The 24,961-nt window shown below is 40.7% G+C and carries 24 protein-coding genes; 14 read left to right on the forward strand and 10 right to left on the reverse strand.

What is annotated here, in order from left to right; all coding sequences use genetic code 11:
* The first annotated feature begins 67 nt into the window (after positions 1–67).
* The 3 genes from AB1K80_RS03665 (at position 68) to AB1K80_RS03675 (ending at position 2,810) form a co-directional block, all read left to right on the forward strand.
* Complete coding sequence (locus AB1K80_RS03665; protein ID WP_412855262.1) at positions 68–820, forward strand: hypothetical protein; 753 nt, start codon at positions 68–70, stop codon at positions 818–820.
* A gap of 16 nt (positions 821–836) precedes the next feature.
* Positions 837–1,013 carry a hypothetical protein gene (locus AB1K80_RS03670; protein WP_412855263.1) on the forward strand — a complete coding sequence of 59 codons (177 nt, stop codon included), beginning with the start codon at positions 837–839 and terminating at the stop codon, positions 1,011–1,013.
* Positions 1,014–1,460: 447 nt separating this feature from the next.
* Positions 1,461–2,810, forward strand: coding sequence for an amidohydrolase family protein (locus AB1K80_RS03675; protein WP_412855264.1), 1,350 nt, complete (start codon positions 1,461–1,463; stop codon positions 2,808–2,810).
* Positions 2,811–2,856: 46 nt separating this feature from the next.
* Here AB1K80_RS03675 and AB1K80_RS03680 read toward each other — a convergent pair whose 3' ends face one another.
* The 10 genes from AB1K80_RS03680 to AB1K80_RS03725 form a co-directional block, all read right to left on the reverse strand.
* Positions 2,857–4,794 carry an FtsX-like permease family protein gene (locus AB1K80_RS03680; RefSeq protein WP_412855265.1) on the reverse strand — a complete coding sequence of 646 codons (1,938 nt, stop codon included), beginning with the start codon at positions 4,792–4,794 and terminating at the stop codon, positions 2,857–2,859.
* A complete protein-coding gene (locus tag AB1K80_RS03685; RefSeq protein WP_412855266.1) occupies positions 4,784–5,545 on the reverse strand; it encodes an ABC transporter ATP-binding protein in 762 nt (253 codons plus the stop codon). Before AB1K80_RS03685 ends, AB1K80_RS03680 begins: the two co-directional genes overlap by 11 nt.
* Positions 5,546–5,649: 104 nt before the next feature.
* Entirely contained in the window at positions 5,650–6,654 is a 1,005-nt protein-coding gene (locus AB1K80_RS03690; protein WP_412855267.1) for a sensor histidine kinase, read from the reverse strand.
* Positions 6,636–7,343: a response regulator transcription factor gene (locus tag AB1K80_RS03695; RefSeq protein WP_412855268.1), complete on the reverse strand. Its 708-nt coding sequence runs from the start codon at positions 7,341–7,343 to the stop codon at positions 6,636–6,638. The genes AB1K80_RS03690 and AB1K80_RS03695 overlap by 19 nt, the downstream gene beginning before the upstream one ends.
* Before the next feature lie 133 nt (positions 7,344–7,476).
* A complete protein-coding gene (locus AB1K80_RS03700) occupies positions 7,477–8,397 on the reverse strand; it encodes an iron-hydroxamate ABC transporter substrate-binding protein (RefSeq protein WP_412855269.1) in 921 nt (306 codons plus the stop codon).
* A 179-nt stretch (positions 8,398–8,576) separates the two neighbouring features.
* Positions 8,577–9,176 carry a response regulator gene (locus tag AB1K80_RS03705; RefSeq protein WP_412855270.1) on the reverse strand — a complete coding sequence of 200 codons (600 nt, stop codon included), beginning with the start codon at positions 9,174–9,176 and terminating at the stop codon, positions 8,577–8,579.
* A 1-nt stretch (position 9,177) separates the two neighbouring features.
* A complete protein-coding gene (locus AB1K80_RS03710) occupies positions 9,178–10,305 on the reverse strand; it encodes a sensor histidine kinase (protein ID WP_412855271.1) in 1,128 nt (375 codons plus the stop codon).
* A gap of 115 nt (positions 10,306–10,420) precedes the next feature.
* Positions 10,421–11,470 carry a fatty acid desaturase gene (locus AB1K80_RS03715; protein ID WP_412855272.1) on the reverse strand — a complete coding sequence of 350 codons (1,050 nt, stop codon included), beginning with the start codon at positions 11,468–11,470 and terminating at the stop codon, positions 10,421–10,423.
* Between the two features lie 188 nt (positions 11,471–11,658).
* Positions 11,659–13,101 carry a DEAD/DEAH box helicase gene (locus tag AB1K80_RS03720; protein WP_412855273.1) on the reverse strand — a complete coding sequence of 481 codons (1,443 nt, stop codon included), beginning with the start codon at positions 13,099–13,101 and terminating at the stop codon, positions 11,659–11,661.
* A gap of 286 nt (positions 13,102–13,387) precedes the next feature.
* Positions 13,388–14,191: an NAD kinase gene (locus tag AB1K80_RS03725; RefSeq protein ID WP_412855274.1), complete on the reverse strand. Its 804-nt coding sequence runs from the start codon at positions 14,189–14,191 to the stop codon at positions 13,388–13,390.
* A gap of 447 nt (positions 14,192–14,638) precedes the next feature.
* On the opposite strand from AB1K80_RS03725, the gene sppA reads away from it, so the two are divergent.
* The 11 genes from sppA to AB1K80_RS03780 all read left to right on the forward strand — a co-directional run bounded on the left by sppA (position 14,639) and on the right by AB1K80_RS03780 (position 24,942).
* Entirely contained in the window at positions 14,639–15,640 is a 1,002-nt protein-coding gene (gene sppA / locus AB1K80_RS03730; protein WP_412855275.1) for a signal peptide peptidase SppA, read from the forward strand.
* A 14-nt stretch (positions 15,641–15,654) separates the two neighbouring features.
* Positions 15,655–16,179, forward strand: coding sequence for an RDD family protein (locus AB1K80_RS03735; RefSeq protein WP_412855276.1), 525 nt, complete (start codon positions 15,655–15,657; stop codon positions 16,177–16,179).
* Between the two features lie 63 nt (positions 16,180–16,242).
* On the forward strand, positions 16,243–16,986 hold the full coding sequence (locus AB1K80_RS03740; RefSeq protein WP_412855277.1) for a DUF2953 domain-containing protein: 744 nt from the start codon (positions 16,243–16,245) through the stop codon (positions 16,984–16,986).
* 14 nt (positions 16,987–17,000) lie between these two features.
* The gene (ytfJ, locus tag AB1K80_RS03745) at positions 17,001–17,453 is read left to right on the forward strand and encodes a GerW family sporulation protein (RefSeq protein ID WP_412855278.1); all 453 of its coding nucleotides are present in this window, start codon (positions 17,001–17,003) and stop codon (positions 17,451–17,453) included.
* A gap of 112 nt (positions 17,454–17,565) precedes the next feature.
* Positions 17,566–18,066, forward strand: coding sequence for a thiol peroxidase (gene tpx, locus AB1K80_RS03750; RefSeq protein ID WP_412855279.1), 501 nt, complete (start codon positions 17,566–17,568; stop codon positions 18,064–18,066).
* A gap of 88 nt (positions 18,067–18,154) precedes the next feature.
* The gene (locus AB1K80_RS03755; protein WP_412855280.1) at positions 18,155–19,129 is read left to right on the forward strand and encodes a class I SAM-dependent methyltransferase; all 975 of its coding nucleotides are present in this window, start codon (positions 18,155–18,157) and stop codon (positions 19,127–19,129) included.
* Between the two features lie 231 nt (positions 19,130–19,360).
* A complete protein-coding gene (locus AB1K80_RS03760) occupies positions 19,361–20,545 on the forward strand; it encodes an acetate kinase (protein WP_412855281.1) in 1,185 nt (394 codons plus the stop codon).
* Between the two features lie 99 nt (positions 20,546–20,644).
* Complete coding sequence (locus AB1K80_RS03765; protein WP_412855282.1) at positions 20,645–21,160, forward strand: MogA/MoaB family molybdenum cofactor biosynthesis protein; 516 nt, start codon at positions 20,645–20,647, stop codon at positions 21,158–21,160.
* A gap of 172 nt (positions 21,161–21,332) precedes the next feature.
* Complete coding sequence (locus AB1K80_RS03770) at positions 21,333–22,544, forward strand: argininosuccinate synthase (protein WP_412855283.1); 1,212 nt, start codon at positions 21,333–21,335, stop codon at positions 22,542–22,544.
* A complete protein-coding gene (argH, locus tag AB1K80_RS03775) occupies positions 22,541–23,938 on the forward strand; it encodes an argininosuccinate lyase (RefSeq protein WP_412855284.1) in 1,398 nt (465 codons plus the stop codon). Before AB1K80_RS03770 ends, argH begins: the two co-directional genes overlap by 4 nt.
* 95 nt (positions 23,939–24,033) lie before the next feature.
* On the forward strand, positions 24,034–24,942 hold the full coding sequence (locus tag AB1K80_RS03780) for a phosphotransferase (RefSeq protein WP_412855285.1): 909 nt from the start codon (positions 24,034–24,036) through the stop codon (positions 24,940–24,942).
* Positions 24,943–24,961 lie beyond the last annotated feature (19 nt).

Consider the following 24,961-nt stretch of genomic DNA (forward strand, 5'->3'; position numbering starts at 1 on the left):
CCTCTTATACCTTTTGTTAGGAATAGGTATAATTTTCTTGTGATATTTTGTAAAAGGAGGCTGTTTAATGAAGATAAAGAATATGTTTTTTGTATTATTATTGTTTTCTCTTCTATGTGGACAGTACCCAGCAGGAAAGGCTGTTAGCATAAAAGAGGACATTCCTTTTGGAAAGATACAAAATAATAAATTGGCTGAGAAGCTCATAAAAAAAGCAAAAAGGAGCTCTGAATTCTTACAAGCAAAAGAAATAGTCGAACAAAAGGGCTATCATTTAAGTGGAGAAAGTGTAGCAGTTCATCTAAATGATGCCAAAACGGATGTTGTTTATTTTTATTTGACAAAGCAGGGCTCAGATCAACTTTTGCTTAGTACAGCTTCTTTCATTTCAGTGTCATTGAACAAAAAAAAGTCTCATTATATTCAACTAGCTGAATACGACGACCAAGGTAATTTGCATTCATCATTCATTCAAAATGGAAAATTAAAAAATGAATTTCATATCAATCCCAATGGTGAGTTTTTAAAAGGATCTTTTACCTATGGTGAAAATGATTTTAAAAAAGATATGATGGAGTTAAATAAGGAAATGACGAATGTAGAGGATTCAGAAATTCAAACGAGCTTTAATTGGAACAAGTTTTGGAAATGTTTAAAAAAGAAAAGTGGACCGAATGAATCTCTTCCGCTCCGTTCAATGGTTCTTGGGGCTTGTTATTATATTTGTTTGACAGGACCTGCTGGCTGCATAGCATGTACAGTCATTAATGCAGGGATATCCGCCGGAATAGCAGGTTATTGTGTAAAAAAAGTTTGGTGAATTGGAGGTTGTTATAATGGCTCATAAAGAACAGCGTAAAGGGGCAATATTGGCTGTTTTTGATACAATGACATTTGGTGTACCAGTATTACTTTGGAATCTATATAAGAATACGAATAAAACATTAAAATTAATGATCCCACTGATTCCAATCGTTGGGTTCATTACGTATCTATTAGCATCTTTACATTAAAGAATAAAAATCATTTGCATGAGCGATCAGCTCATGCCTTTTTCATTTGAGAGCCTGTACGGTGTCATCCATTCGGTTGAAGTAGATGTTCGTGGACGGTCGATTCAATCTACTAGATAGCATAAAAACGTTTGTTATCACGGTCTTCTTGTCTGTCAATCAACTGTTTTTCGTCAAGTCGATTCCCTTCAATAAAAGCACCGTTCAAACGATTGTGGTGAGGCGTATAAACAATGAGAACATCTTTAATTCGTGAATCTTTGGATTTCCACTACTTCCTTAAAGGGAGACATCACGCCAAGCTCAAACGCGTCTAACACTATTCCGCCGACTGACCAAGTAAAACAATTGCCTTGAGTCACTTTTCTTCTAATTTGATCCTTTTGTGGTTTAAAATGACAGTGAGGATAGGATTATGATCCTCGTCATTTGAAAAGGGGGATATGAATGAAGAAAACGTTGTTTAAAGATGCGGCCCTATTAACACTCGATTCTTCTTTAGGTTTTCTGGAAAAGGGAGATCTATTAATTGAAGGAACCCACATTGTAAAAGTCGCACCTTCGATTGAAGCAAGTGATGCAGACATTGTCGATGCATCCGATATGGTGATCATGCCAGGGCTTGTCGATACACATCGTCATGTGTGGCAGTCTGTCATTCGGGGGATTGGAACAGATTGGTCTTTACAGACATATTTAAGCAAGATATATTACGGCAACTATGGGGCAAAGAGACGTCCATCAGATGATCGGATTGCCAACTATTTAGGCGCGTTAGAAGCAATAGATGCAGGGGTGACGACGCTTTTAGACTGGACGATGATCAATTCAATGGATCATACAGACGAGCTCATTGGTGGATTACAAGATGCAGGCATTCGAGCTGTGTTTGCCTTTGGGACATCTGGAGACGCTGCATATTGGGACAGGGAGAGTACACTCACCAATATGGAAGATGCTGCTCGTGTGAAAAAAGCACATTTTCAGTCGACTGACCAATTGCTAACGATGGGACTTGCCATACGTGGACCGGAATTTTCTTCATGGGAGACGTCGGTGTTTGAAATCGAAACAGCACGATCTTTAGATGTGTTATGTAGTATGCACATTGGATTTGGGAATTGGGGGGCGGAAGATCGTTCGATTGCACGACTTCATGAAGCAGGATTACTAGGACCAGACCTTAATATGGTTCATATCAATGCCATTGATGCAGATCAAATGAAGATGCTGGCAGATAGCGGAAGTTCGATCTCGATTACACCAGAGATTGAAATGATGATGGGACATGGCTATCCTGTGACTGGACTTGCCATCGAACAGGGCGTACGCCCGACGCTCGGGGTTGATGTCGTCACATCAACTGGAGGAGACTTATTTGCACAAATGAAGTTTGGTCTTCAGGCAGAGCGAGCGATTCAAAACCAAGCGTTATTAATGGAAGGGATCATGCCAGGCCCAGAGCTTGGGTTATCTGCACATCAAATGCTTGAAGCGGCCACAATCAATGGGGCTCGTGCATTACAGCTTGAACATAAGATTGGATCGCTTACACCAGGGAAAGAAGCAGATTTTATCATGATTGATCGGACAAGCATGAATCTTCTACCGATGACTGATCCTGCCGGTGCGATTGTTCAAACCGTGCATCCATCCAATGTTGATTCTGTCTACGTTGCCGGTAAAGCACTAAAGCGTCATGGACAGCTTGTTGGTGTCAACCTAGATCACATCAAGCAACAAGCATATGCGGCTAGAGATCATATTTTATCTCACACGTTTGCATCAAGATCATAAAGCAAGCACCAGATCCCCATAGGCTCAACATCCTATGGGGAATGGATTACAAGGATTCTCTGATCACTTTTTTATAGTAAAGGACTGAAAGGAATCCGAAGGTCGAATAGAGGAGTGTATAAATGGACATCACGATGATCATTGGAATCCATAGCTCACCACCGAATAAGAACCAGCCTGATTGAATGGCGAAATAGCTGTGCAGCAAGCCGACAATAAGTGGGATGCCAAAATTAAATAATTGTTTGAGACGAATCCCTTTTAACATGTCTTTTTCTGTGAATCCAAGCTTTCGTAAGATCGTATAGGAGCCTTGTTCTTCTTCACTTTCATTCATTTGTTTAAAGTATAAAATACAGCCAGATGTGACGAGAAAGCTCAGACCTAAAAATCCGACGATGAACATGATGAGCCCCATTGTTTGTTTTTGATCTAGACTTAATGCCAAACGAGACATGCTGTCATCACTCAATTTTAAGGAAGTGAAGACATCATTGGCTTGTTCTATCTTCTTGTCCTCTTCTATGTTGATGGCGATATATTGTTGGTTTTTAGGCTGGAGCTTAGGGTTTTGTTGCTGATCCAGCTGCTCAAAAACCTCTTGACTCACCACCGCAACAGGCAGTCCACCAGCAGTGAATCTGTATGAGATTAAATGATCTCTCTTCATATCAATGACTCTTAAGTTCAGCGGTTTTTTTATTAGAAGCTGAACATCTCCTGAGCTTTTAATCGGCATGAATTTCCTCAATAAATCATTATAGCCACTTAAGATGACCTCGTTTGTCCCCAGATGGAAGCTTGGTACATGTTTCTCACTGATAACCGGGAGTGTCCATATCTCTGGGTTGATATTCAGTTTGTTTAAATCTCCATCAATGATGTCCTTCGCATTAAAATCAGCTTGAATGACCTTGAACTGATTCTTCTCATACGCAATTTGCTCGTCAGAAAGGGCTTTCGTGTACGTTTCGGCGTCCTTTTCTGAGCCCATCACAAAATGAGCTGGAATGTTTTGTTCAGCTGTTTTTTCTGCTGAGTAATAGGAAATATAGCTGAGTGATAGCAGTCCAATTGCAAGTGCAGAAACCGTCGTAATAATCGTTAAAAGCAAGGCATTTGATTTTAGCCGGAATATGATCGATGACAGGGATAGCACTTCATGAATGGCGAGATAGCCGTTTTTCCTTTTACGGACAAGGTTGGCAATGAAGGAAACAGACCCTTTATAAAAAAGAAATGTGCCGATAATGACAGAACTGAGTATAAAAATCATGGCTAAAAATAATTCAAGCATCGTCTTGTATGTGCCGTTAAATAGCTGCGAAGAAACGTAATAGCCTGAACTGATGAAAAGAATACCGAAAATGCCAATGATGATCTCAAATGCAGAGATCTTTTGAACTCTCTGTTCTGTTCGTGCGTTTGTTTGAAACAAAGTTAAGATCGTTTGTTTACGGATAAAGCGTTTGTTCCTCAGCATGATCAGGACATATATCACAAGAAAAACGATGATGGTTTGTATAAGCGCCTGACTTGAAAAATGCAGGCTGGCAATGGCATTTACGCCTGTCACTTTAAATAGCACCATGAGCATCAGTTTTGAGCCAATAAAACCGACGAATATTCCGACCCCCATGGCGATGACGTATAAAATAAAATTTTCTGCATGAAGCAGTTTGGCGATTTTTTGTTTTGTCATCCCGATGAGCTGGAGGAGTCCAATTTCTTTCCCCCTGCGCCTAATGAAAATACTATTCGCGTACAAAAGGAAGATGCCCACGATGGCAATGAGTAGAATGGAAGCGGCTCTAATAGAAGCACCGCCTTTGATGGACCCTTTTACGTCATCAAGTGCTGGCGAATATTGCAAGGTGACGAAAGAAAAATAGAGAGCCACACTAAACATCAGAGCGAATACGTATAAATAATAGTTTTTTACATTTTTCTTTAGGTTGCGGAAGACGAGCTGATTAATGTTCATGCTTGACACCGCCCAAGACACCTTGTGTTTTCATAATATCCTCGAAGAACATGTTTCTCTCTAACGCGCCTTTATTCAACTGTGTGTAGATTTGTCCGTCTTTGATGAAAATGACACGGTTTGAATAACTGGCTGCGACAGGATCATGTGTGACCATGACAATGGTCGCTTTTTGTTTGTGATTGAATTCTTGCAATTTGTTGAGTAAATCAGAGGCTGATTTTGAATCAAGTGCACCAGTGGGTTCATCAGCAAAAATGAGGCTAGGCTCATGAATGAATGCACGAACGGCTGATGTCCGTTGCTTTTGTCCACCCGATAATTCATTTGGATATTTATCTCTTAATTCATAAATACCCATGTCCTCAGCGAGGTGCTGAAACCGTGCAAAGGCTTCTTTTTTCGGTATGTTGGACATCGTTAGTGGTAACAGAATGTTTTCTTTGACGGTGAGTGTATCAAGTAAGTGATAATCCTGAAACACAAAGCCGAGTTGCTTTTTTCTAAATTCAGCGAGTTGTCTATCTTTCATTTGTGTCATTTCTACATCAGCGATACGAATCGATCCGCTAGACACATGGTCGATCGAAGACAATACATTCAGGAGGGTTGTTTTTCCAGAGCCTGATGGCCCCATAATGCTGACAAACTCACCAGCCGTGATGGTGAGGTCAATGCCTTTCAGTACTTCTTGTTTATTAAACTTATTTCCAAAGCTTTTATATAGCTTGCGGGCTTCTAAAATATGCATATGACGAACTCCTTTTTCTTTCATTGATATCTCTAGTATAAAAAGAAGTCGAATATACTTCCTTCGATTTGGCGAACAAAATGGATGGGCATGTGACAATCATGTCACATGCCCGCAATATGAACAAAATCATTTTTCTTCGGAAAGACAAGGGTGAATGTTGTCCCTTGATCTACCGTGGAGTTGACCTCGATCGTCATATGAAGAGCGTCTGCTCCTTTTTTCGTTAAATAAAGCCCCATTCCAGTAGAGGCGGTGTCATGATGATGTCTTGTGGAGGTAAAGCCTTTTTCAAAGATGCGGGGGATGTCTCTTGGGTCAATGCCTCTCCCTTGATCTGTGATCGTGAGAACGACCCGATCATCCTGTAAGTGACTTTCGATCACAATGTCAGACGAATGACTGTACTTGACGGCATTTGAGAGAACTTGTCTCATCATAAAGGAAAGCCATTTTGTATCGCTCAATACTTCCCGATGTTCTAATGAAAGATCAAATCCAATGCCTTTTTGTATGCACCATGATTGAAGGGCTTTGATCTCTTTTGAGAGAATGTGTTGCAAATCAAGTTTCTCAATAAACAGGTCATTTTCGATATGTTGAATCCTGCTTTGGTGCAGCTGTGCGTCTAGCAATAAATGAATTCTCAGCCATTCATAGGTGAGATTGGATTTCAGCGGCTGCTCTGTGAGACGATCGATCATTAAATGCATTGCGGTGAGCGGTGTTTTGACCTCATGTATCCAAGAGAGCAGTTCGTCTTTTTCTTCTTCAATGGCGATTTGCTGATCTGTCGTCATTTGGCGATAGCGATCGATTTGTTCTGATGTCGCATGATGTACAAGCTGTTCAAATGGGGAAGAGGGGGCCATCTTTATTTGATGGTCAATGGTCTCATCCCATTCTTTCAGTCTCTGATAAAAAGCTGTTTCTTTCCTGTAGCGAAAAAAGAGAAAGACGGTCATCAGTAAAAAAGACAATAAAACCATATAAAAAAGAGAAGCCATTGGAATCGTTGAATCCAAATACGCAACAAATAGAATGAGAACTTGCAAGCTGAGGAAGAACAGAATCCAGCTTCTTCGTTCTTTTAGAAAGGTGAGGAGCATGATTGATCATCCTTTTCAATTGCAAGATAACCTTGACCTACTTTAGTTTCAATAAAGACGCCTAGACCAATGTCATCCAGCTTTTTTCGAAGGCGATTGACATTTACAGTAAGCGTATTGTCACTGACAAATCGTTCATCTTCCCATAGCGCTTCAATGAGAGATTCCCGACTGACGATATGATTTTTGTGCTGAATCAAATGCTTGAGGATATAGATCTCATTTTTTGTTAACTCTACCTTGCCTTGTTCGTTTGTCACCGTGTTTTTTTCTAAATCAATCGTAGCCCCGCACCATATTTTTAGGTTAGCTGGTTCAGCATTGTAGTCATGTACACGACGAAGGATGGCATTGATTTTGGCGATAAGGACATCAAAGTGAAAGGGCTTTTGCACAAAATCATCAGCCCCAAGCTGCATGGACATCACCATATCGGCAGGGTGGTCTCTCGATGAAAGGAAAATGATCGGTACTTTTGAATGATGACGAATGGATCGGCACCAATAAAAGCCATCGTATTTCGGCAACTGAATATCAATGATCACAAGATCGGGCTGGATCGAAGTGAATGCCTGCATCACCCGATCGAAGTCTGTAATGCCATACACATCATACGACCAGTTAACTAAGCGTTCTTTGATTTCTTGAAAGAGGGTCGTATCGTCTTCAATGAATAAAATTTTAAACAAAATCAGCACCACACTTATCATTAGCTTGTAAGTCATTGTAGCGAAAAAAGTGAATTGCCGCTAGAAGGAATGAAAAAAAGCAAGGGTTTTATTCCCTTGCTTTCGCATGTCGTCAAAGAATGGACGTCCTTTGTTATTGATTTAGAAAATGTTTTTTGAAGAATGATAGTTGGTATTCAAGTGAGATCGGGTCATTGAAGTAAAACTCTTCAGCGTTTGCTTCGTAGACACGGTTATTTTTCACAGCAGGGATGGATTTGTAAATTTCACTCTCCATATATGAATTGTCCATTTCGCTGTTTTTGCTAATAATCATATAGTCTCCAGCAAATTCAGGAATGACCTCTTGAGATACCGCATAATAGCCAGGCTTTAACGCTTTTTCTTTTACCTTTTCCGGCATTTTTAGTTTCATTTCTTGATAGAGAATCTCTGTTCCGCGGCCCCATGCATCTCCAAACACGTAAAGGTCTTTAGTGCCGCTCTCGAATACAGAAACAGTGGCATCTTCACCAATTTTGGCTTTGATTTCTTTTCCGGCTTTTGCCGCTCTTTCTTTGAAATCCTTCACCCATGCTTCAGCTTCTTTTTCTTTGTTTAGTACTTTTCCAATTTCAATATGCTGCTGAAGGTAATCGACTTTATTATACGTGAACAAAACAGTCGGTGCGATTTTTTTCAGTTTCTCTACATTTTTCGTATTGCTTAAACCGATGATGACATCAGGATTCAGTTTCATGATTTTTTCAATATTGTCATCAGTGACTTCTTCCACGTCTTTTAATTCCTTTTTGAAACGAGGATTCTTTTTTGACCAAGAGTCCACACCTACAAGGTTCACATCAAGTGAGATGACATTACCAGTATAAGAGCCTAGAACAACCACACGTTTTGGATTGGCTGGCAACTTCTCAGGACCAGTTTCAGATTGGTATGTAATGGTGTCAGATGACGTTGCTTCTTTTTCTTTATTTGAGGAAGAGTTGCTGTTATTGCCACATGCGCTCAGCGCGAGCACAAAGATGAGTAGCAGAGGGAACAATAATTTCTTCATGATGTAAACTCCTTTAAAATCGGCTTTGCCGGATATTTGGTTGTATTGATGATAATGATAATTATTATCACTTAGAATATCATATTACTGCAGGCGCCTGTTGTCAATCACATTTTATCATGTGCATCACATATAAAAAAACAAAAGATCAAGGCAGATGTGACCTGATCTTTTGTTTTTTATTTAAACCAGCCTTTTTCTTTTGAACGGGTGATGGCTTCAATTCGATTTTTCACTTCTAATTTGTCTAAAATAATGGATATGTAGTTACGGACCGTGCCGCTTTTAATGCTAAGTTCCTTCGCGATTTCTTTCGTGTTTTTGCCGTCTGCCACGAGTTCAAGGACAGATTTTTCTCGTTCGGTCAATGGGTTTTCATCGCTGTATAGGTCTTCCATCAATTCAGGTGCATATATTTTCTTCCCCTTCATGACGCTGCGAATGGCACTCGCCAATTCTTCACTAGGGCTGTCTTTTAGCATATAGCCATAAACGCCAGCTTTCAGCGCTCGTTGGAAATAACCAGAACGAGCAAAGGTTGTTAATATCATGACTTTTACATCCGTATCCTTGAGTTCCTCTGCCGCATCAAGTCCTGTTTTCCCAGGCATTTCAATGTCCATTAAGCAAATATCAACAGGATGTTTTTTGACAAAATCAATGGCATCCTGACCGTTTGTGCCTTTTCCAACAACCGTCATATCGTCTTCTAAATCGAGAAGTGAACCGAGTGCACCAAGCAGCATTTGTTGGTCCTCTGCAATGAAGATGTTGATCATGTTATGCCTCCTTTTCTTTGGCTGATGAATCATTTGGAATACTCATGATGAGCTTTGTCCCGTCTTTTGTTTCAATGCGTAGACGTCCATTGGCAAATTCCAATCTTTCTCGAATGCCTAAAAGACCATGTCCTTTCGACTGCAAAGATGGATCTCCTTTAAACGTCCCATTATCTTCAACTGTGATCATCGCTTCTTTTGACTTTTGATGAATGGTAATTTTGCAAACCGTCGCATGACTATGTTTGACAACATTCGTGACCGCTTCTTTTATACACATGCTCACAATGTTCTCATTGAGAAGCGAGATGTGTTTTGGTGTTTCTTTTTCATCATATATCAATTCAATATCGGCTGCTTCGAGAATTTGCTTGATGTTTGATATTTCATCTTTGATCCGTAACCCTTTCATGGACGAAACGATTTTCCGCACTTCATTTAGGGATGTTCGGGCTGTTTGCTGGACACTTTTCAGCTCGACACGTGCTTGTTCTGGATCTTTATATATTAATTTTCGGGCAAGATCGCTCTTTAATCCAATGAGTGAAAGCTTTTGTCCGAGGGTGTCATGCAAATCTCGGGCAATGCGTTGTCGTTCTTCATGCTTTACGAGGTCGGCAATTCGTTCATTGGCATACTCTAATTTCTCTTCAAGCCGTTCACGTTCCTTCCTGCTTCGAATGCTAAGAGGGAGGAGGATGGCACTAATGAGAGTAATGACCACAAAAGGGATTTGTGTGAGAAACCAGCCTTTTTTTAAGATCAAACTGAAGTTCACCGCAATGGCGGCACTTCCTAAATGAATATAATACAGAATATAGAAGGGGACTTTCCTCTTAATATGTCCATTGAAATAGGCGATGGCAAAAGCAAAATAAATGTAGCTATAGAGCATCACATAGCCTGTTGAGATTGAAATCAACAGTAGCCCAAATACATACAAGGACCAGCCCTTTGCGACAAAAGCAAAACGATAAACGGAAAAAAAGACGACGTTTAAAATAATGCCGACCACAATCCCCGCCGTTGAAGGGGTCTTAAAGATAAAATAAAAGGGCAGGATGAAAAAAATCGCCCATATATACGGGGAAATCCCATGTAGTTTTTGAAGTTTCACAAATTTTCTCATCCGAAAGCCCACTTTCCTTCATGTCATTCTTTTTACTACTTTATCAAATTCAACCCATGCACGCATCCTGTAAAGGCAAAAAGCTCCTTCTATTGTAAGAAAGAGCCTTGCGCGTTTATGCATTCCTTTTGAGAATGTCTCCTTTGATCGGTGGGGCGCTGCTCGCCTGACGTGCTTCTTTAAAGGTAACAAAAGCCTTCTTTTCTTCGTCCCAAAGTCTAAACTTCATGGAATCAATACTTGTTTTCAATGTAATGGTTGGCACATTTTGCAAAGGTTCACTATGCACATGGGCATGTTCTAAATGATAATTCGGAACCCTAGGGCTTAAATGATGAACATGATGATAACCAATATTACCAGTGAGCCATTGCAACAATTTTGGTAATTTGTAAAAAGAGCTTCCTTCTACAGCCGCTTGCACGTAATTCCAATGGGCATCTTCTTCAAAGTAAGAATCTTCAAATGTATGCTGTACATAAAACAACCACACACCCATCGATCCAGAAATGAGGAAGATCGGTCCTTGAACAAGTAAGAAGCCTTGCCAGCCAAATAGAAGGCATGTCGCTGTTGCTAACATGACGATCGATAGATTTGTGAGATACGTATTCAAACGCTCTTTTTTACGAGCACTTTTCACGTTAAAGCGATTCTGAATGAGAAAAACAAAGATCGGTCCTAAAATAAACATCACGAAAGGATTGCGATAAAATCTGTAACGAATTTTTGTCCAAGTGGATGCTTCTTCATATTCTTTGACCGTCAGCAGCCAAATGTCACCGACTCCACGTTTGTCTAAATTACTACTAGTGGCATGGTGGATGGAATGACTTCTTTGCCATTGTAGGTAAGGGAAAAGCGTGAGTACGCCTGAAACAAAACCGAACAGATGATTTAGCGGTTTTTGCTTAAAGAAGGATTGATGGCAGCAGTCATGAAAAATGATAAAGATGCGTACTAAAAAACCAGCCGCAACAACTGCAAGTAAGAGGGTTAACATGTAGGAGATATTCAAACTATAGTAGGCAAGAAACCAAAGAGCAAAAAATGGAACGAATGTATTGATTAGCTGAAAAATGCTTTTTCTCGTATCTGCACCAGAAAATTGACCAACTTGTTTTCTTAAAGCTGCTTGCTGCTGCATATTTGTTTGAGTTGTCATGAAGATTCAAGTCCTTTCCGTTTCTTTCTCCTTCAAATTATAAGAGGAAAGGAAGCGTCCTCATAGTAGCACCCATCATGCTCGAGATATGACATTTGTCATGTTTAGGTTCGGAAAGGCAGGCGCATCAGTGTTTTAAGGGAGGGGACCTGGTCATAAAAAAAGCGAAGGCGCAGGGCCTTCACGTGTTATGATCGTGCTTCATGTACTTTCAGTTTCTTGCCTTTAATGGTGGTGTGACGCATGGCATTTAACACAAGAGGGCCTTTGCCATTAAGGATGTCGACATACGTTTTCGTTTCTTGTATGGTAATGATGCCAATGTCCTCAAATGCGACACCTTCAATATTTGCTATGGTGCCAACGAAATCGACGGCACGCAGCTTTTTTTTCTTACCCCCATTAAAATAGAGCTTCATGATATCCTGCTCCACTCCAGCTTGTTTATTTTCTTGTTGAAGTGGTGTGTCAATCTTTGCTTCAAAGCTTGCAACATGCTGCTCTGCTTCCTCTTTCGTAGGAATAGGCTGACTTTGTAAATCAATCCCGGCATGCTGCTTTAATTCATGAATGAGTGGCTGATCGTGTTTCGTCATAAACGCAATCGTTTTTCCGCTTTTACCCGCTCTGCCTGTTCTGCCGGTTCGATGGATATACCGTTCCTTTTCAAAAGGCATGTCGTAATGAATGACGTGGGTCATATCGCTTACATCAATGCCTCTTGCTGCAATATCTGTTGCCACTAGATAGCGGAATCCACCGTCCTTGAATTCATCCATGACATCAAAGCGGTCCTCTTGTCTCATGCCCCCATGAATTTTGTCGCAAGGAACATCCCAATCGTCTAACTTCCGCGTTAACTCATTGACCTTTTCTTGTGTATTGCAGAAAATGATACAACGGTCCGGATTTTCAATGACAATCATTCGTTGAAGGAGTGAAAACTTTGCTTCTTCCTCTGTTTCAATGAGGGTATGTGTAATTTCCTGTACAGGCGTTTCTTCAGACGCGACCTGAATGAACGTAGGAGATTGTAAAAATTGCTCGCTTAATTCCTTCATTTCATCAGACATTGTTGCTGAAAATAACATCGACATCCGTTTGGATGGAAGATGGTCGATGATAGCAGACACTTGCATCATAAACCCCATGTTCAGCATTTCATCTGCTTCATCCAACACGAAAAATTGAAGAGCGTCTAACGAAAGTGTGCCTTTTTCAAGATGATCCAAAATTCGACCTGGTGTTCCGCATACAATATGATTTTTTTGCGAAAGCTCTAATTTTTGTGCTCTAAAAGAAGCTTTTCCGTAAATAGCGGCTGCTTTGATTCGTTTAAATCGTCCAAGACTGGTGATGTCTTGTTTGACCTGCATTGCCAGCTCTCGGGTTGGGACGAGGATCAGGGCTTGTGGTTTGTTTTCATACCAATCGACCATTTCACATATCGGCAGTCCATATGCGGCTGTCTTTCCACTGCCTGTTTGAGATTGAACGATGAGGTCTTGCTTTGAAAAAGCGACTGATAATGTCTCTTGTTGAACGGGTGTAGGTGTATGGAAGTGAAGCGCTTCTAACGCTTGTTTCAATTCTTGACTTAATGGATATGGATCAAAAGATTGTATTGACATTGTGTTCTCCTTTTTTGTAAACGACAGCTTACGTTTATACTTGTGACATCATACCACAAGAAGGGCATAAAAAAAGCCCCGGATAGGGCATTTCAGCGTGTAGACAAACCCTCGCATTCGTTGTCAGGCCTGTGCGCTGGTGCTCACGAATGTATCATTCGCTCCGCTCCAGTGCTCGTCCTTCCTAGACTTCAAGGGTTTTCAATCACGCTCATAGAAGACAAAGGGATAAAATAAAATTATTTTATCCCTTTGTCAACAATCTGAAAAGCCCCGGATAGGGCTTTTATAGGAATCTCCGTTTGACTTTTTCCCAGTAGGAGTTGTCCTTTAATTTGACCGTTTTGATCACTTTGCCTGAAAGTCCGATGTCAATTTGTTTGACATGCTTCGTTCCGAGCGCTTCATTATCAAGTCCAATAATAGGATGATCATTTCCATCCTGTACGACCTTGAGTGTTAGCTTTCGATCATCACTTAAAATAAAAGGTGCACCAAGTGTGCGATACGAGTTGTTATTTAACGACGCAAGCTCTGTCACTTGCATGCAAGGAAGCATCGGATCAACGACAGCACCGTTCACAGATTTATTGTAGGCTGTTGAGCCGGTCGGAGTAGAAATAATCATGCCATCGCCTCTAAAGGTTTCAAAATGCAGGTCATCAATAAACACATCGATGACAAAAGTTTTGATGATGCTAGAGCGGATAGACAGTTCATTTAAGCAATGGAACTGATTCGTGCTATCAATGTTGACATCGATAATCGGATATTTTCTTACTTCAATCTTTTCGGTGTTCATGGCTTCAATCATTTTATCAAAGTGATCTAGTGAGAAATCGCAGTATAAGTGTGAATTCTCTGATTTTGATACCCCTACGTACAAGCAGTCGTCACGGAAGTTCGTTTTCCGAACGGCTTGAAGAAATGTGCCATCCCCACCAATTGAAGCAATAATATGTGCATCCTCTGCACGGTTTACGACTTGAAAGCCTTGATCCGAAGCGAGCTTTTCAAGAGAAGAAATGTGCCCATCCAATTCCTGATCTTTTTTGTAAAAGAAAAATACATTGCGACGATTGTCTGTCATTGACGTTCTCCCCTTTGTTGTCAAAATGAATGTTCAAAAATAAAGGGCTTACATTAAACCCTTGGTCACATTTTACACTTTTTTCATATGAAAGTAAAAATATTCGAAAGTCGCTAAAAAAATAGAAACGAAAGAGCTTTTCAAAAAATGAGTCATTATCATTGTTCGTGAAGCAAAGAATGTTGAGTCATATTGAGTAGTTGTTTTTTATTTATCGAAAGGAGTGGGTGTTTCGTTGTGAAAAATTCTATGATAATAGATGGGAAGAGAAGGAGGAAAAAGGAAATTGTTCATGGGTGATAGCTAACTTAAAATGGTGTAAGTTGCTCGTCTTTTTACATAGGTGCTATCATAAGTTGATATGAAATGTAAAAAAACACAATTCTTGCGAAACATTTCATGTAATCGTTCGTATGAATGAAGTGAGTCAAAAAGGAGGAGAAAGAAATGAATGCAAAAAGATGGGTAGCCTTAGTCATTGCATTTGGTGTTTTCGCAGTTTCGATCCTGATTAGTGTCACAATGACTTTGTTCCAAAGCTTCAATGACAATAATATGAGCTATCAATTCGGGGATGAAATCGAAGAAAAAGTGCTAGAGGATGGTAGCGGGTCAAATAAAATAGCTGTTGTGGAAATTAATGGAACCATTCAAGATAACGGCGGTGCTTCCAGTTTATTGGGAGGAGAGGGCTATGATCATCGTGCGTTCTTAAAAGAACTAGATAAAGCAAAAGATGATCCCTCTGTTAAAGGCGTGTTGCTTCGTGTAAACTCACCGGGCGGCGGTGTATATGAAAGTGCCGAGATACATAAGAAATTAGAAGAAGTGAAAAAAGCGAAGAAGCCAATTTACGTATCAATGGGTTCAATGGCGGCATCCGGTGGTTATTATGTATCAGCACCAGCCGATAAAATTTTCGCGTCACCTGAAACGTTAACAGGCTCTCTAGGTGTGATCATGCAAACCTTGAATTACTCAAAGCTAGCAGATAACTTAGGCATTAAATATGAAACGATTAAAAGTGGGAAATACAAAGATATTATGTCTCCAGATCGTGATATGACAAAAGACGAGCGTGATATCATGCAAGACATGGTAAACAATTCCTATGAAGGATTCGTAAAAGTGATTGCTGATGGACGTGACATGTCTAAAGAGAACGTGAAGAAAATTGCCGATGGTCGTATTTATGACGGAACACAAGCAAAAGCCAATGGCTTAGTTGATGAGCTTGGTTACTATGAAGATGCACTAAAAGCGATGAAGAAAAATGAAAAAGGGCTAAAAGGAGCGAAAGTGGTTAGCTACTCTCAAAGCTTTGGCTGGAACTCTCTCTTATCTATGAGTGCAGGAAAGCTGTTTAAGAGTGAACTTGATTTTCTAAATTTAAAAGAAACACTGGCAGGCTCAAACGGGTCTAAACCGATGTATCTCTATTCAAACTAAAGGAGGGATCATAGATGGATTCTACATTCGATGAAGTAAGCGGAAATCGCGGCGAGCAGGAAGAAGTCAAGCCAGATTTCGTCAAACGAGCTTCGATTGAAGAACACGCTTATGCGGGTTTTTGGATTCGATTCTGGGCATTTCTCTTGGATGGGCTCGTTGTCTGGAGTGTTAACCATTTAACGGTTTCTCCACTCTTTAGCCTGTTTGGATGGTCAAAAGGAGGAGGCTGGTTTTCGCCATATTCAGTGACGACGACCATTGTCTTCCTACTTTACTTCGCGATTTTGACTAAAATATTCCACCAAACCCTTGGAAAAATGGTGTTTGGAATTAAAGTCATCTCACTTCAGCCTGAAAAGCAGCTGACGCTGGATGTCATTTTCTTTAGAGAAATTGTTGGTCGATATATTAATTCACTCACTGTTTTATATGCTGTGGTTGGATTTTCACCGAAAAAGCAAGGGGTTCACGACTATTTTGCTGATACAGCGGTTGTCCATGAACACTTGTATGAAAAAAAAGATGAAGATGTATGATCCCAAGAGTTTGACCGATCGCGGTCAAACTCTTTTTTTATGCGATTGGGTATAAAAACCAAAATGAAAGCCATAATCGTAGAAGAAGCATCAATTGTGAAAGAGGATGTGAGCCTATTGCTTTACGTTTGGATCGGAGCTGTTTGTCTTCTGGTGATGTTGTTGCTCTTCATGAAAGTGACCATTTCATTTGTGTATTCACATGCAAATGACAACGACGATATCGAACTGAAGGTCACGACCTTATACGGAATCATCAGGATCAAAAAAGACATTCCGATGGTGAGGGTCAATACAGAAGATCAAACAATTGATATTCGGGAAACGAAAATGGCCAGTACCAAAACGCCTAGTCAGGAAACAGATACCATGCACAAAAAAGTGGGGAAACGTGATGTGAGGCGAATCCTTCACCTGATGGAGCGGATCACCAAAGAGATAGTAGATGTAAACCGAATCATGCGTCAATTTTTCATTCATATGAAAATCACCTCATTCCATTGGTCGACGTGGATTGGGTTCCATGACGCTGCATTAACTGGTGTAGCAGCAGGAGGCGTGTGGTCAGTCAAAGGAGCATTGCTTGCCTTTTTGCAGGAGCATCTGACGTTTAAAGAAAAGCCGGTGTATGAAGTGATTCCCGCCTTTCAACATCAAGTCTCCCAGACACACTTCACATGTATAGCTTATTTTCGTATTGGACATGCTATGGTTGCGGCCATTCGATTACTTGTCCATTGGTTAAAAGGAAGGAAGGCGAGGAAACACGCCTCACTTCGAGCAACGAAGAATGAATCATCTGTTTAAGGAGGAACCCGAAAATGGCAGATCATCCAATCCAAGGTCTGATGAAGACTGCAATGGAAAACTTGAAAGAAATGATAGATGTGAATACAATCATCGGCGATCCAGTCGAAACGCCTGATGGCAGTGTGATCCTCACTGTGTCCAAGGTTGGTTTTGGATTTGCAGCAGGCGGAAGTGAATTTAACGGAAACCAACAGAAAGAAAAACGTTCGGATGAACAAGAAAGAAAAGAACCGAGACTTCCATTTGGTGGTGGTAGCGGTGGAGGGGTATCGATTACTCCAATTGCTTTTTTAATTGTAGGTACAAACGGCGTTCGAATGCTTCATTTGGATGAACATACGCATCTGCTTGATAAAATATTGGATTCTGCTCCTCAAGCAATTGAACGTCTTCAGCACATGTTTAAACGAGATGAAAAAGAGCAACGTCCTAAAGAACGAAAACTAGATGACATAGACCTTTAAAAAGTTAGCTGCGCTGCAGTTAACTTTTTTTTCAAAATGGACGATTAGGCTTTGCAGTTTTTTGTGTTCTCTACTATGATAGAACCATACATTTGATAAGGGAGGAATTGTTTTGGCATCGATCACATTTAAAGGAAGCCCTGTAACGCTTGTAGGAAATGAAGTGAAAGTAGGCGAGCAGGCTCCTGATTTCACGGTATTAACGAACTCACTTGGAGAAGTTTCACTTTCTGATTTATCAGGAAAAGTGACGATTATCTCAGTGATTCCTTCTATTGATACAGGTGTGTGTGACGCACAAACAAGACGTTTCAATGAAGAGTCAGCTAATTTAGGTCCAGTCAATGTTTATACGATTAGTGCAGACCTTCCATTTGCACAAGCACGCTGGTGCGGAGCAAACGGAATTGAAAATGTAGAAACATTATCTGATCACAGAGACATGTCTTTTGGAGAAGCATTTGGTTTATACATGAAAGAATTGCGTTTATTGGCGCGTGCTGTGTTCGTATTAGACCCTAACGGGAAAGTGGTTTACACGGAATACGTTAGTGAAGCAACAAATCATCCAAATTATGAAAAAGCCATTGAAGCTGCAAAATCACTTTTATAGTGGCAGCATCGACAAGAGCTCCGGCTTCAAACTGGGGCTCTTTTCAATGAAAACATATAGCTTTTAACAAAGCGAGGAGAGAAAAGCATTGCAGAAAGATCAAGTGAGTACGATTTTTGAGCTGCTCGATACAGCGTCTATTCGATTGAAAAAAGAACAAAATATTTCCTATATTGAAGCATTGGCGGAAGCAGGAGAAGCCTTTTTTCAAGCAAATGATCGAAATGGTTTATTGAAAGATATAATAGAAAAGGGAGACTTTACATCCTATGATCATGAGCAGATTCGTAAAGCGTTTCAGCTCGCCGTATTGAAAGGACAAAAAGACATTTCTCATCCAAATCGTCAAATGACGCCAGATACGATCGGCCTGTTTGTCAGTTATTTGGTCAATAAATTTTTAGAAGGACAGCAAGAGCTTGTCGTTTTTGATCCAGCTGTTGGAACAGGAAACCTACTGCTTGCTGTCTTAAACAATCTCACAGCACAAACAAAAAGAGGATTTGCCTCTGAAATTGATGATGTACTCATTAAAATTGCTTGGGCACAGGCGAATTTGGAGGAGAAAGAGGTAGAGCTGTTCCATCAAGACAGCCTTGAACCCCTTTTGATGTCACCGGCAGATGTGACAGTATGCAGTCTACCCGTCGGCTATTACCCAAATGATGAAAGAGCCGCCGACTATGAATTAAAGGCAAAAGAGGGACACTCATTTGCACATTATTTATTCATAGAACAGAGCCTTCGTTACACGAAAGAAGGAGGTTTCTTATTCTTCATCATTCCTAATGATTTATTTGAAGGAAAAGAAAGTGGACAATTAAAAGATTTCATCAAATCACACGCTTATATGAACGCGTTAATTCAACTGCCAGTCTCCATGTTTAAAGACAAAAAGCATGCGAAGAGCCTATTTGTCATGCAAAAGAAAAAAGAGGGATTGCAAGCGCCAAAACGCATGCTATTTGCGAACTTGCCATCTTTCACCCAGAAAGAAGCTATGATTGGCGTCATGAGAAAACTCGATCAGTGGTTTATAGAAGAAAAAGAAACAAAGGAATAGCCAGATTCATTTCTGGCTATCTGACTTTTCGGAAAATAGCGAATTATTGATGTAAGCGATAACACTTTGAGTGTGCACTTGAAATGCGTAGTTTTCAATGTTTAAATGAAAAAGTCAGATATTTTTCGGACTTATCGTTAAACTATACAAGACCCGTACAAACAGGTTGAATATAGCACCGGAAAAAAACGTGAAACCTTATATAACAACTGAGTAAAAGGAGCGACAAGAATGTCCAAAATTATTGCAATCAACGCAGGAAGCTCATCTCTTAAATTCCAATTGTTCAACATGCCAGAAGAAACTGTTTTAACGAAAGGTCTTGTAGAAAGAATTGGAATGGACAATAGTATCTTTACCATTTCTGTAGACGGCGAAAAGAAAACAGAAATCACGGATATTCCAGATCACGCAGTAGCGGTCAAAATGCTGCTTGGAAAATTAACGGAATTCAACATCATCAAAGACTTTAATGAAATTGATGGCGTCGGACACCGTGTGGTTCATGGCGGAGAGAAGTTCAGCGACTCTGTTCTATTAACAGATGGAGCGATCAACGAAATTGATCAACTTTCAGAACTTGCACCACTTCACAACCCTGCAAACGTGGTCGGAATTAAAGCATTTAAACAAATTCTGCCTGACGTGCCGGCGGTTGCTGTGTTTGATACAGCATTCCACCAAACGATGCCAGAGCAGTCTTACTTATATAGCCTTCCGTATGATTACTACAAAGACTTTGGTATTCGTAAATACGGATTCCACGGGACAAGCCATAAGTTCGTGACAGAGCGTGCAGCAGAGCTATTAGGCCGTCCACTTGAAGAACTTCGTTTAATTTCTTGCCACTTAGGAAACGGTGCAAGTATCGCAGCAGTAGAAGGCGGTAAATCAATCGATACATCAATGGGCTTCACGCCACTTGCTGGTGTAGCAATGGGTACACGTTCAGGAAACATTGACCCTGCTCTTATCCCATTCATTATGGAGAAAACAGGACATTCTGCTGAAGAAGTTCTTTCTACTTTAAATAAGAAGAGTGGACTTTTAGGTGTGTCTGGACTTTCAAGTGACCTTCGTGATATTGAAGAAGCAACTGAAGAAGGAAATGACCGTGCAGAAGTTGCGCTTGATATCTTTGCAAGCCGTATTCATAAATACATCGGTTCTTACGCTGCAAGAATGAATGGCGTTGATGCAATTATCTTCACAGCAGGAATTGGTGAAAACAGTACTGAAGTAAGATCACGTGTTCTTCGTGGTTTAGAATTCATGGGCGTTTACTGGGATCCATCTCTTAACAACATCAGAGGCGAAGAAGCATTCATTAGCTACCCGCACTCTCCAGTTAAAGTCATCGTGATTCCAACCGATGAAGAAGTGATGATTGCTAGAGACGTTATGCGTTTAGCATAATGCGAGCGAAGCTCTTTTCCATTTGGAAAAGAGCTTTTTTTCTATTCAAATGCAGCATGCTATAATGTTCTCCAATACATAAAAGGGAGCGGATGTATGATGAGCGTTGAGGAACATAAACAACAGGCGAAATCGAGGCTTCACTTAAAAGTCATCACAGTCAGTGATACAAGGACGAAAGAAACAGATAAAAGCGGCCGTCTCATGATTGATTTACTTAAAGAACAAGGACATCTCATTCTTGCATACGAGGTTGTCAAAGATGATATAGGGGCCATTCAAGATGCTGTACTAGAGGGTACGAGCGAAGCGACCATTGATGCCGTTTTAATCAACGGAGGGACAGGCATTGCTGCAAGAGATGTCACCATTGAGTCTATCACGCCCCTTTTTTCAAAAGAACTACCTGGCTTTGGTGAAATCTTTCGCATGCTCAGTTATACAGAAGATATCGGTTCTGCCGCTATCTTGTCTCGAGCAACGGCAGGCATCATCAATCAAAAAGCGGTTTTTGCCACACCGGGCTCGACAGGCGCTGTCCGTTTAGCCATGACGAAACTCATTATGCCAGAGCTACCACACATCTTACGCGAGCTCGAAAAGGATCAAAAATAGCCCGAAAAGACTCTGCCAAGAAAATTTGGCAGAGTTTTTTTCATAAAAGGGTTGAAAAAACAATTTTTCCTTGTTACAGTGTATACATACTAAATGCATGTTTATAAATAAAAACTAATTTTTATGCAAAAAACATTCACAGAATGAAACCAAGCGAGAGGAGCTTTTAATCATGTCAGAAAATAAAAAAGTTGTATTAGCCTATTCCGGAGGTCTTGATACCTCTGTTGCAGTTAAATGGTTACAAGAACAAGGATACGAGGTTGTGGCTTGCTGCCTAGACGTTGGGGAAGGAAAAGACTTAGCATTTATTCAGCAAAAAGCACTTCAAGTGGGCGCGGTTCAATCTTATATGATTGATGCAAAAGAAGAATTTGCAGAAGAATTTGCACTCACTGCATTAAAAGCACACACGATGTATGAAGGGAAATATCCACTAGTGTCTGCTCTATCTCGTCCGCTCATTGCGAAAAAATTAGTAGAAGTAGCAGAAAAAGAAAATGCAGTAGCCGTTGCACATGGTTGCACAGGAAAAGGAAACGACCAAGTTCGTTTTGAAGTCTCGATCAAAGCATTAAATCCAGATCTTGAAGTTCTTGCACCAGTACGTGAATGGAAATGGTCACGTGATGAAGAAATTGATTATGCACAAAAACATGGGATTCCGATTCCAATTAACCTAGACAGTCCATATTCAATCGACCAAAACCTTTGGGGCAGAAGTAACGAATGCGGTATTCTAGAAGATCCGTGGGCAGCGCCGCCAGAAGGTGCATATGATCTAACAAAACCGCTTGAAGACACACCAGACACTCCTGAAGTCATTGAAATTACGTTTGAAAAAGGTAAACCAACTGCAATCGATGGAGTGAAGTATTCATTATCTGATTTAATTCTTCATTTAAATGAAGTGGCGGGGCAACATGGTGTTGGAAGAATCGATCATGTAGAAAACCGTCTCGTTGGAATCAAATCACGTGAAGTGTACGAATGCCCTGGAGCAATCACTCTTTTAACAGCACATAAAGAGCTTGAAGACTTAACACTTGTAAAAGAAGTGGCACACTTCAAACCGATCGTTGAACAAAAAATGGCTGAATTAATATACAATGGCCTATGGTTCTCACCACTGAGAGATGCCCTACATGCCTTCTTAGAAGAAACGCAAAAGAACGTAACAGGCGTAGTACGTGTGAAACTATTTAAAGGTCACGCGATTGTAGAAGGACGTAAATCAGCATATTCACTTTATGATGAAAAGCTAGCTACCTATACAAAGGCAGATGAATTTGATCATGATGCAGCTGTCGGATTTATTAATCTTTGGGGCTTACCAACGAAGGTAAACAGCATCGTGAATAAAAAGGAGCAGGTGAAGGCATGAAAAAGCTGTGGGGAGGCCGATTTCAAAAAACACCAGAAAAATGGGTCGATGAGTTTGGAGCATCCATTCACTTCGACAAACATTTAGTCATAGAAGATCTGACCGGCTCCCTTGCACATGCAAGTATGCTGAATAAATGCGGTATCCTCACAGATGAGGAGGCCGCTGCCATTAAAGGCGGACTGAATACGCTCATGCAAAGAGCAGAGGCAAATGAACTTGAATTCTCTGTTGATTACGAGGATATCCATTTAAACCTTGAAAAAATGCTCATTGAAGAGATTGGTCCAGTTGGCGGCAAATTGCACACAGCGAGAAGCCGGAATGATCAGGTCGCAACAGATATGCATTTATATTTGAATCACCAAGTGGAGCATATCATTGAGCTGATCTCTTCTTTTCAAGAAGTGCTTGTAGAAAAAGCAGAGCAGCACGTTGAAACGATTTTTCCGGGGTATACACACTTGCAGCGTGCACAGCCTATTTCTTTTGCACACCATATGCTCGCCTATTTTTGGATGCTTGAGCGGGACAAAGCACGCTTCCAAGATTCTTTAAAGCGGATTAACGTGTCACCGCTTGGATGCGGCGCGTTAGCTGGAACGACATTCCCGATTGATCGTGAATATACAGCAGAATTGCTCGGCTTTGACCAAATGTATGAAAACAGTCTTGATGGTGTGAGTGATCGTGACTTCATTTTAGAGTTCTTGTCTAATAGCAGCCTTGTCATGATGCACCTATCACGCTTTTGTGAGGAAATCATTTTATGGTGCTCTCAAGAATTCAAATTCATTGAACTTGATGACACGTACGCAACAGGTAGCAGTATGATGCCACAAAAGAAAAACCCAGATATGGCTGAACTCATCCGCGGGAAAACAGGCCGTGTATATGGCAATCTGATGGGGCTTCTCACCATTATGAAAGGTCTGCCTCTTACGTATAACAAAGACCTGCAAGAGGATAAGGAAGGCATGTTTGACACAGTGAAAACCTTGACTGGTAGCCTTCAAATTTTCACAGGGATGATCCAAACGATGACGGTCAATGAAGATGTGATGAAAAAGGCAACGAAAGAGGATTTCTCGAACGCGACAGAAGTGGCGGACTACTTAGCCAAAAAAGGAATGCCATTCCGTGAGGCTCACGAAGTCGTAGGAAAACTTGTGTATACATGCATTCAAAAAGGCATCTACTTAAGTGATCTTTCGATGGACACATTCACAGAAGCGAGTGACCTGTTTGAACAAGACATCTATACGGTTCTAGACCCGTATGTCGCTGTTGAAAAAAGAACAAGTGCAGGTGGAACTGGATTCAAACAAATTCAGCTTGCATTAGAAAAAGCAAACGCCTGCTTAGCAACATCTGAAAAAAGCCATTCGTCATGAGACGGATGGTTTTTTCTTGTGTGCAGACAGGAGATCCATCTTTCTTGGAGAACATGAAGTCGTGCAGTGTTTTATTTGAAAAGGGGAGATAGCTGATGGTGAAGGAAAAGCTACAGGCATTGTTTACACAACCTATCGTATCGGTCCAAACGCTCGGTGAAACATATAAAGGAAGAGCCAATGATGTATGGCTTGTTGTATTACAAAATGAAACGGAATATGTTGTTCGATCACCTAAAGCCACCCGCACTGACAACGAATTTACGGCAGGTATCAACATGATTTATGGAGTGGATGCACTCGCTGTGCAAGAGCATATTGATCAAATCAATCGAAGTGTGTCTGCGACGAATTCTTTTCAAACGCCAAAAGTGATACGCAAAATGAACATATCAGGAAGACTCTATCTGGTCATGGAGAAAATGGAGGGGATTCCTTCCACCACTTTTCAAGGTAAAACATCTGAAAGTTATCATGATTATGGGAGGAAGTTGGCACGTCTCCATGCGGACAAAACTCACTTTTTTGGTCCAGTATACGATGGGAAACAGGATGAGCTAAAGAATTTCCATCAGCAGTTAAAAAAGGCTGTTGGATATCTCACCACTCATTATTTTGCCAATCAGCATGACATTGTAAGCTATGCAAAGCAGATCCAGCAAAAGCTAGAAGAGCTTCCACCTCCTGAATCAGCCAGTCTCATATTAATTGATTTAGATGTGACGCAATACATTGAGAGGGATGGCAACGTCATGAGCCTCGTCGATACGGAATATGTCGTATATGGGCCGCCTGCGTTTGATTTGATTGCATTAGAGTATCTTTTGACAAAAGAAGCGGCACACTTTGTAGAGCGAGGGTATAAAGAGATTCACCCGCTTCCTCTTAAGCTTCAAGAGGTGAGAGAATGTTACCGTTTTGTTTCGTTACTCCTTGGGATTCATGGTTCGTGGGATTTACAAAAATGGATGCATCATCCGGCGTATTTCGCACATCATCAATAGATTCAAAGGGTTCAGAAGT

Origin of the sequence: Bacillus sp. 179-C3.3 HS (assembly GCF_047229225.1) — a bacterium.
In the GTDB taxonomy this organism is placed as follows: Bacteria; Bacillota; Bacilli; order Bacillales; family Bacillaceae; genus Bacillus.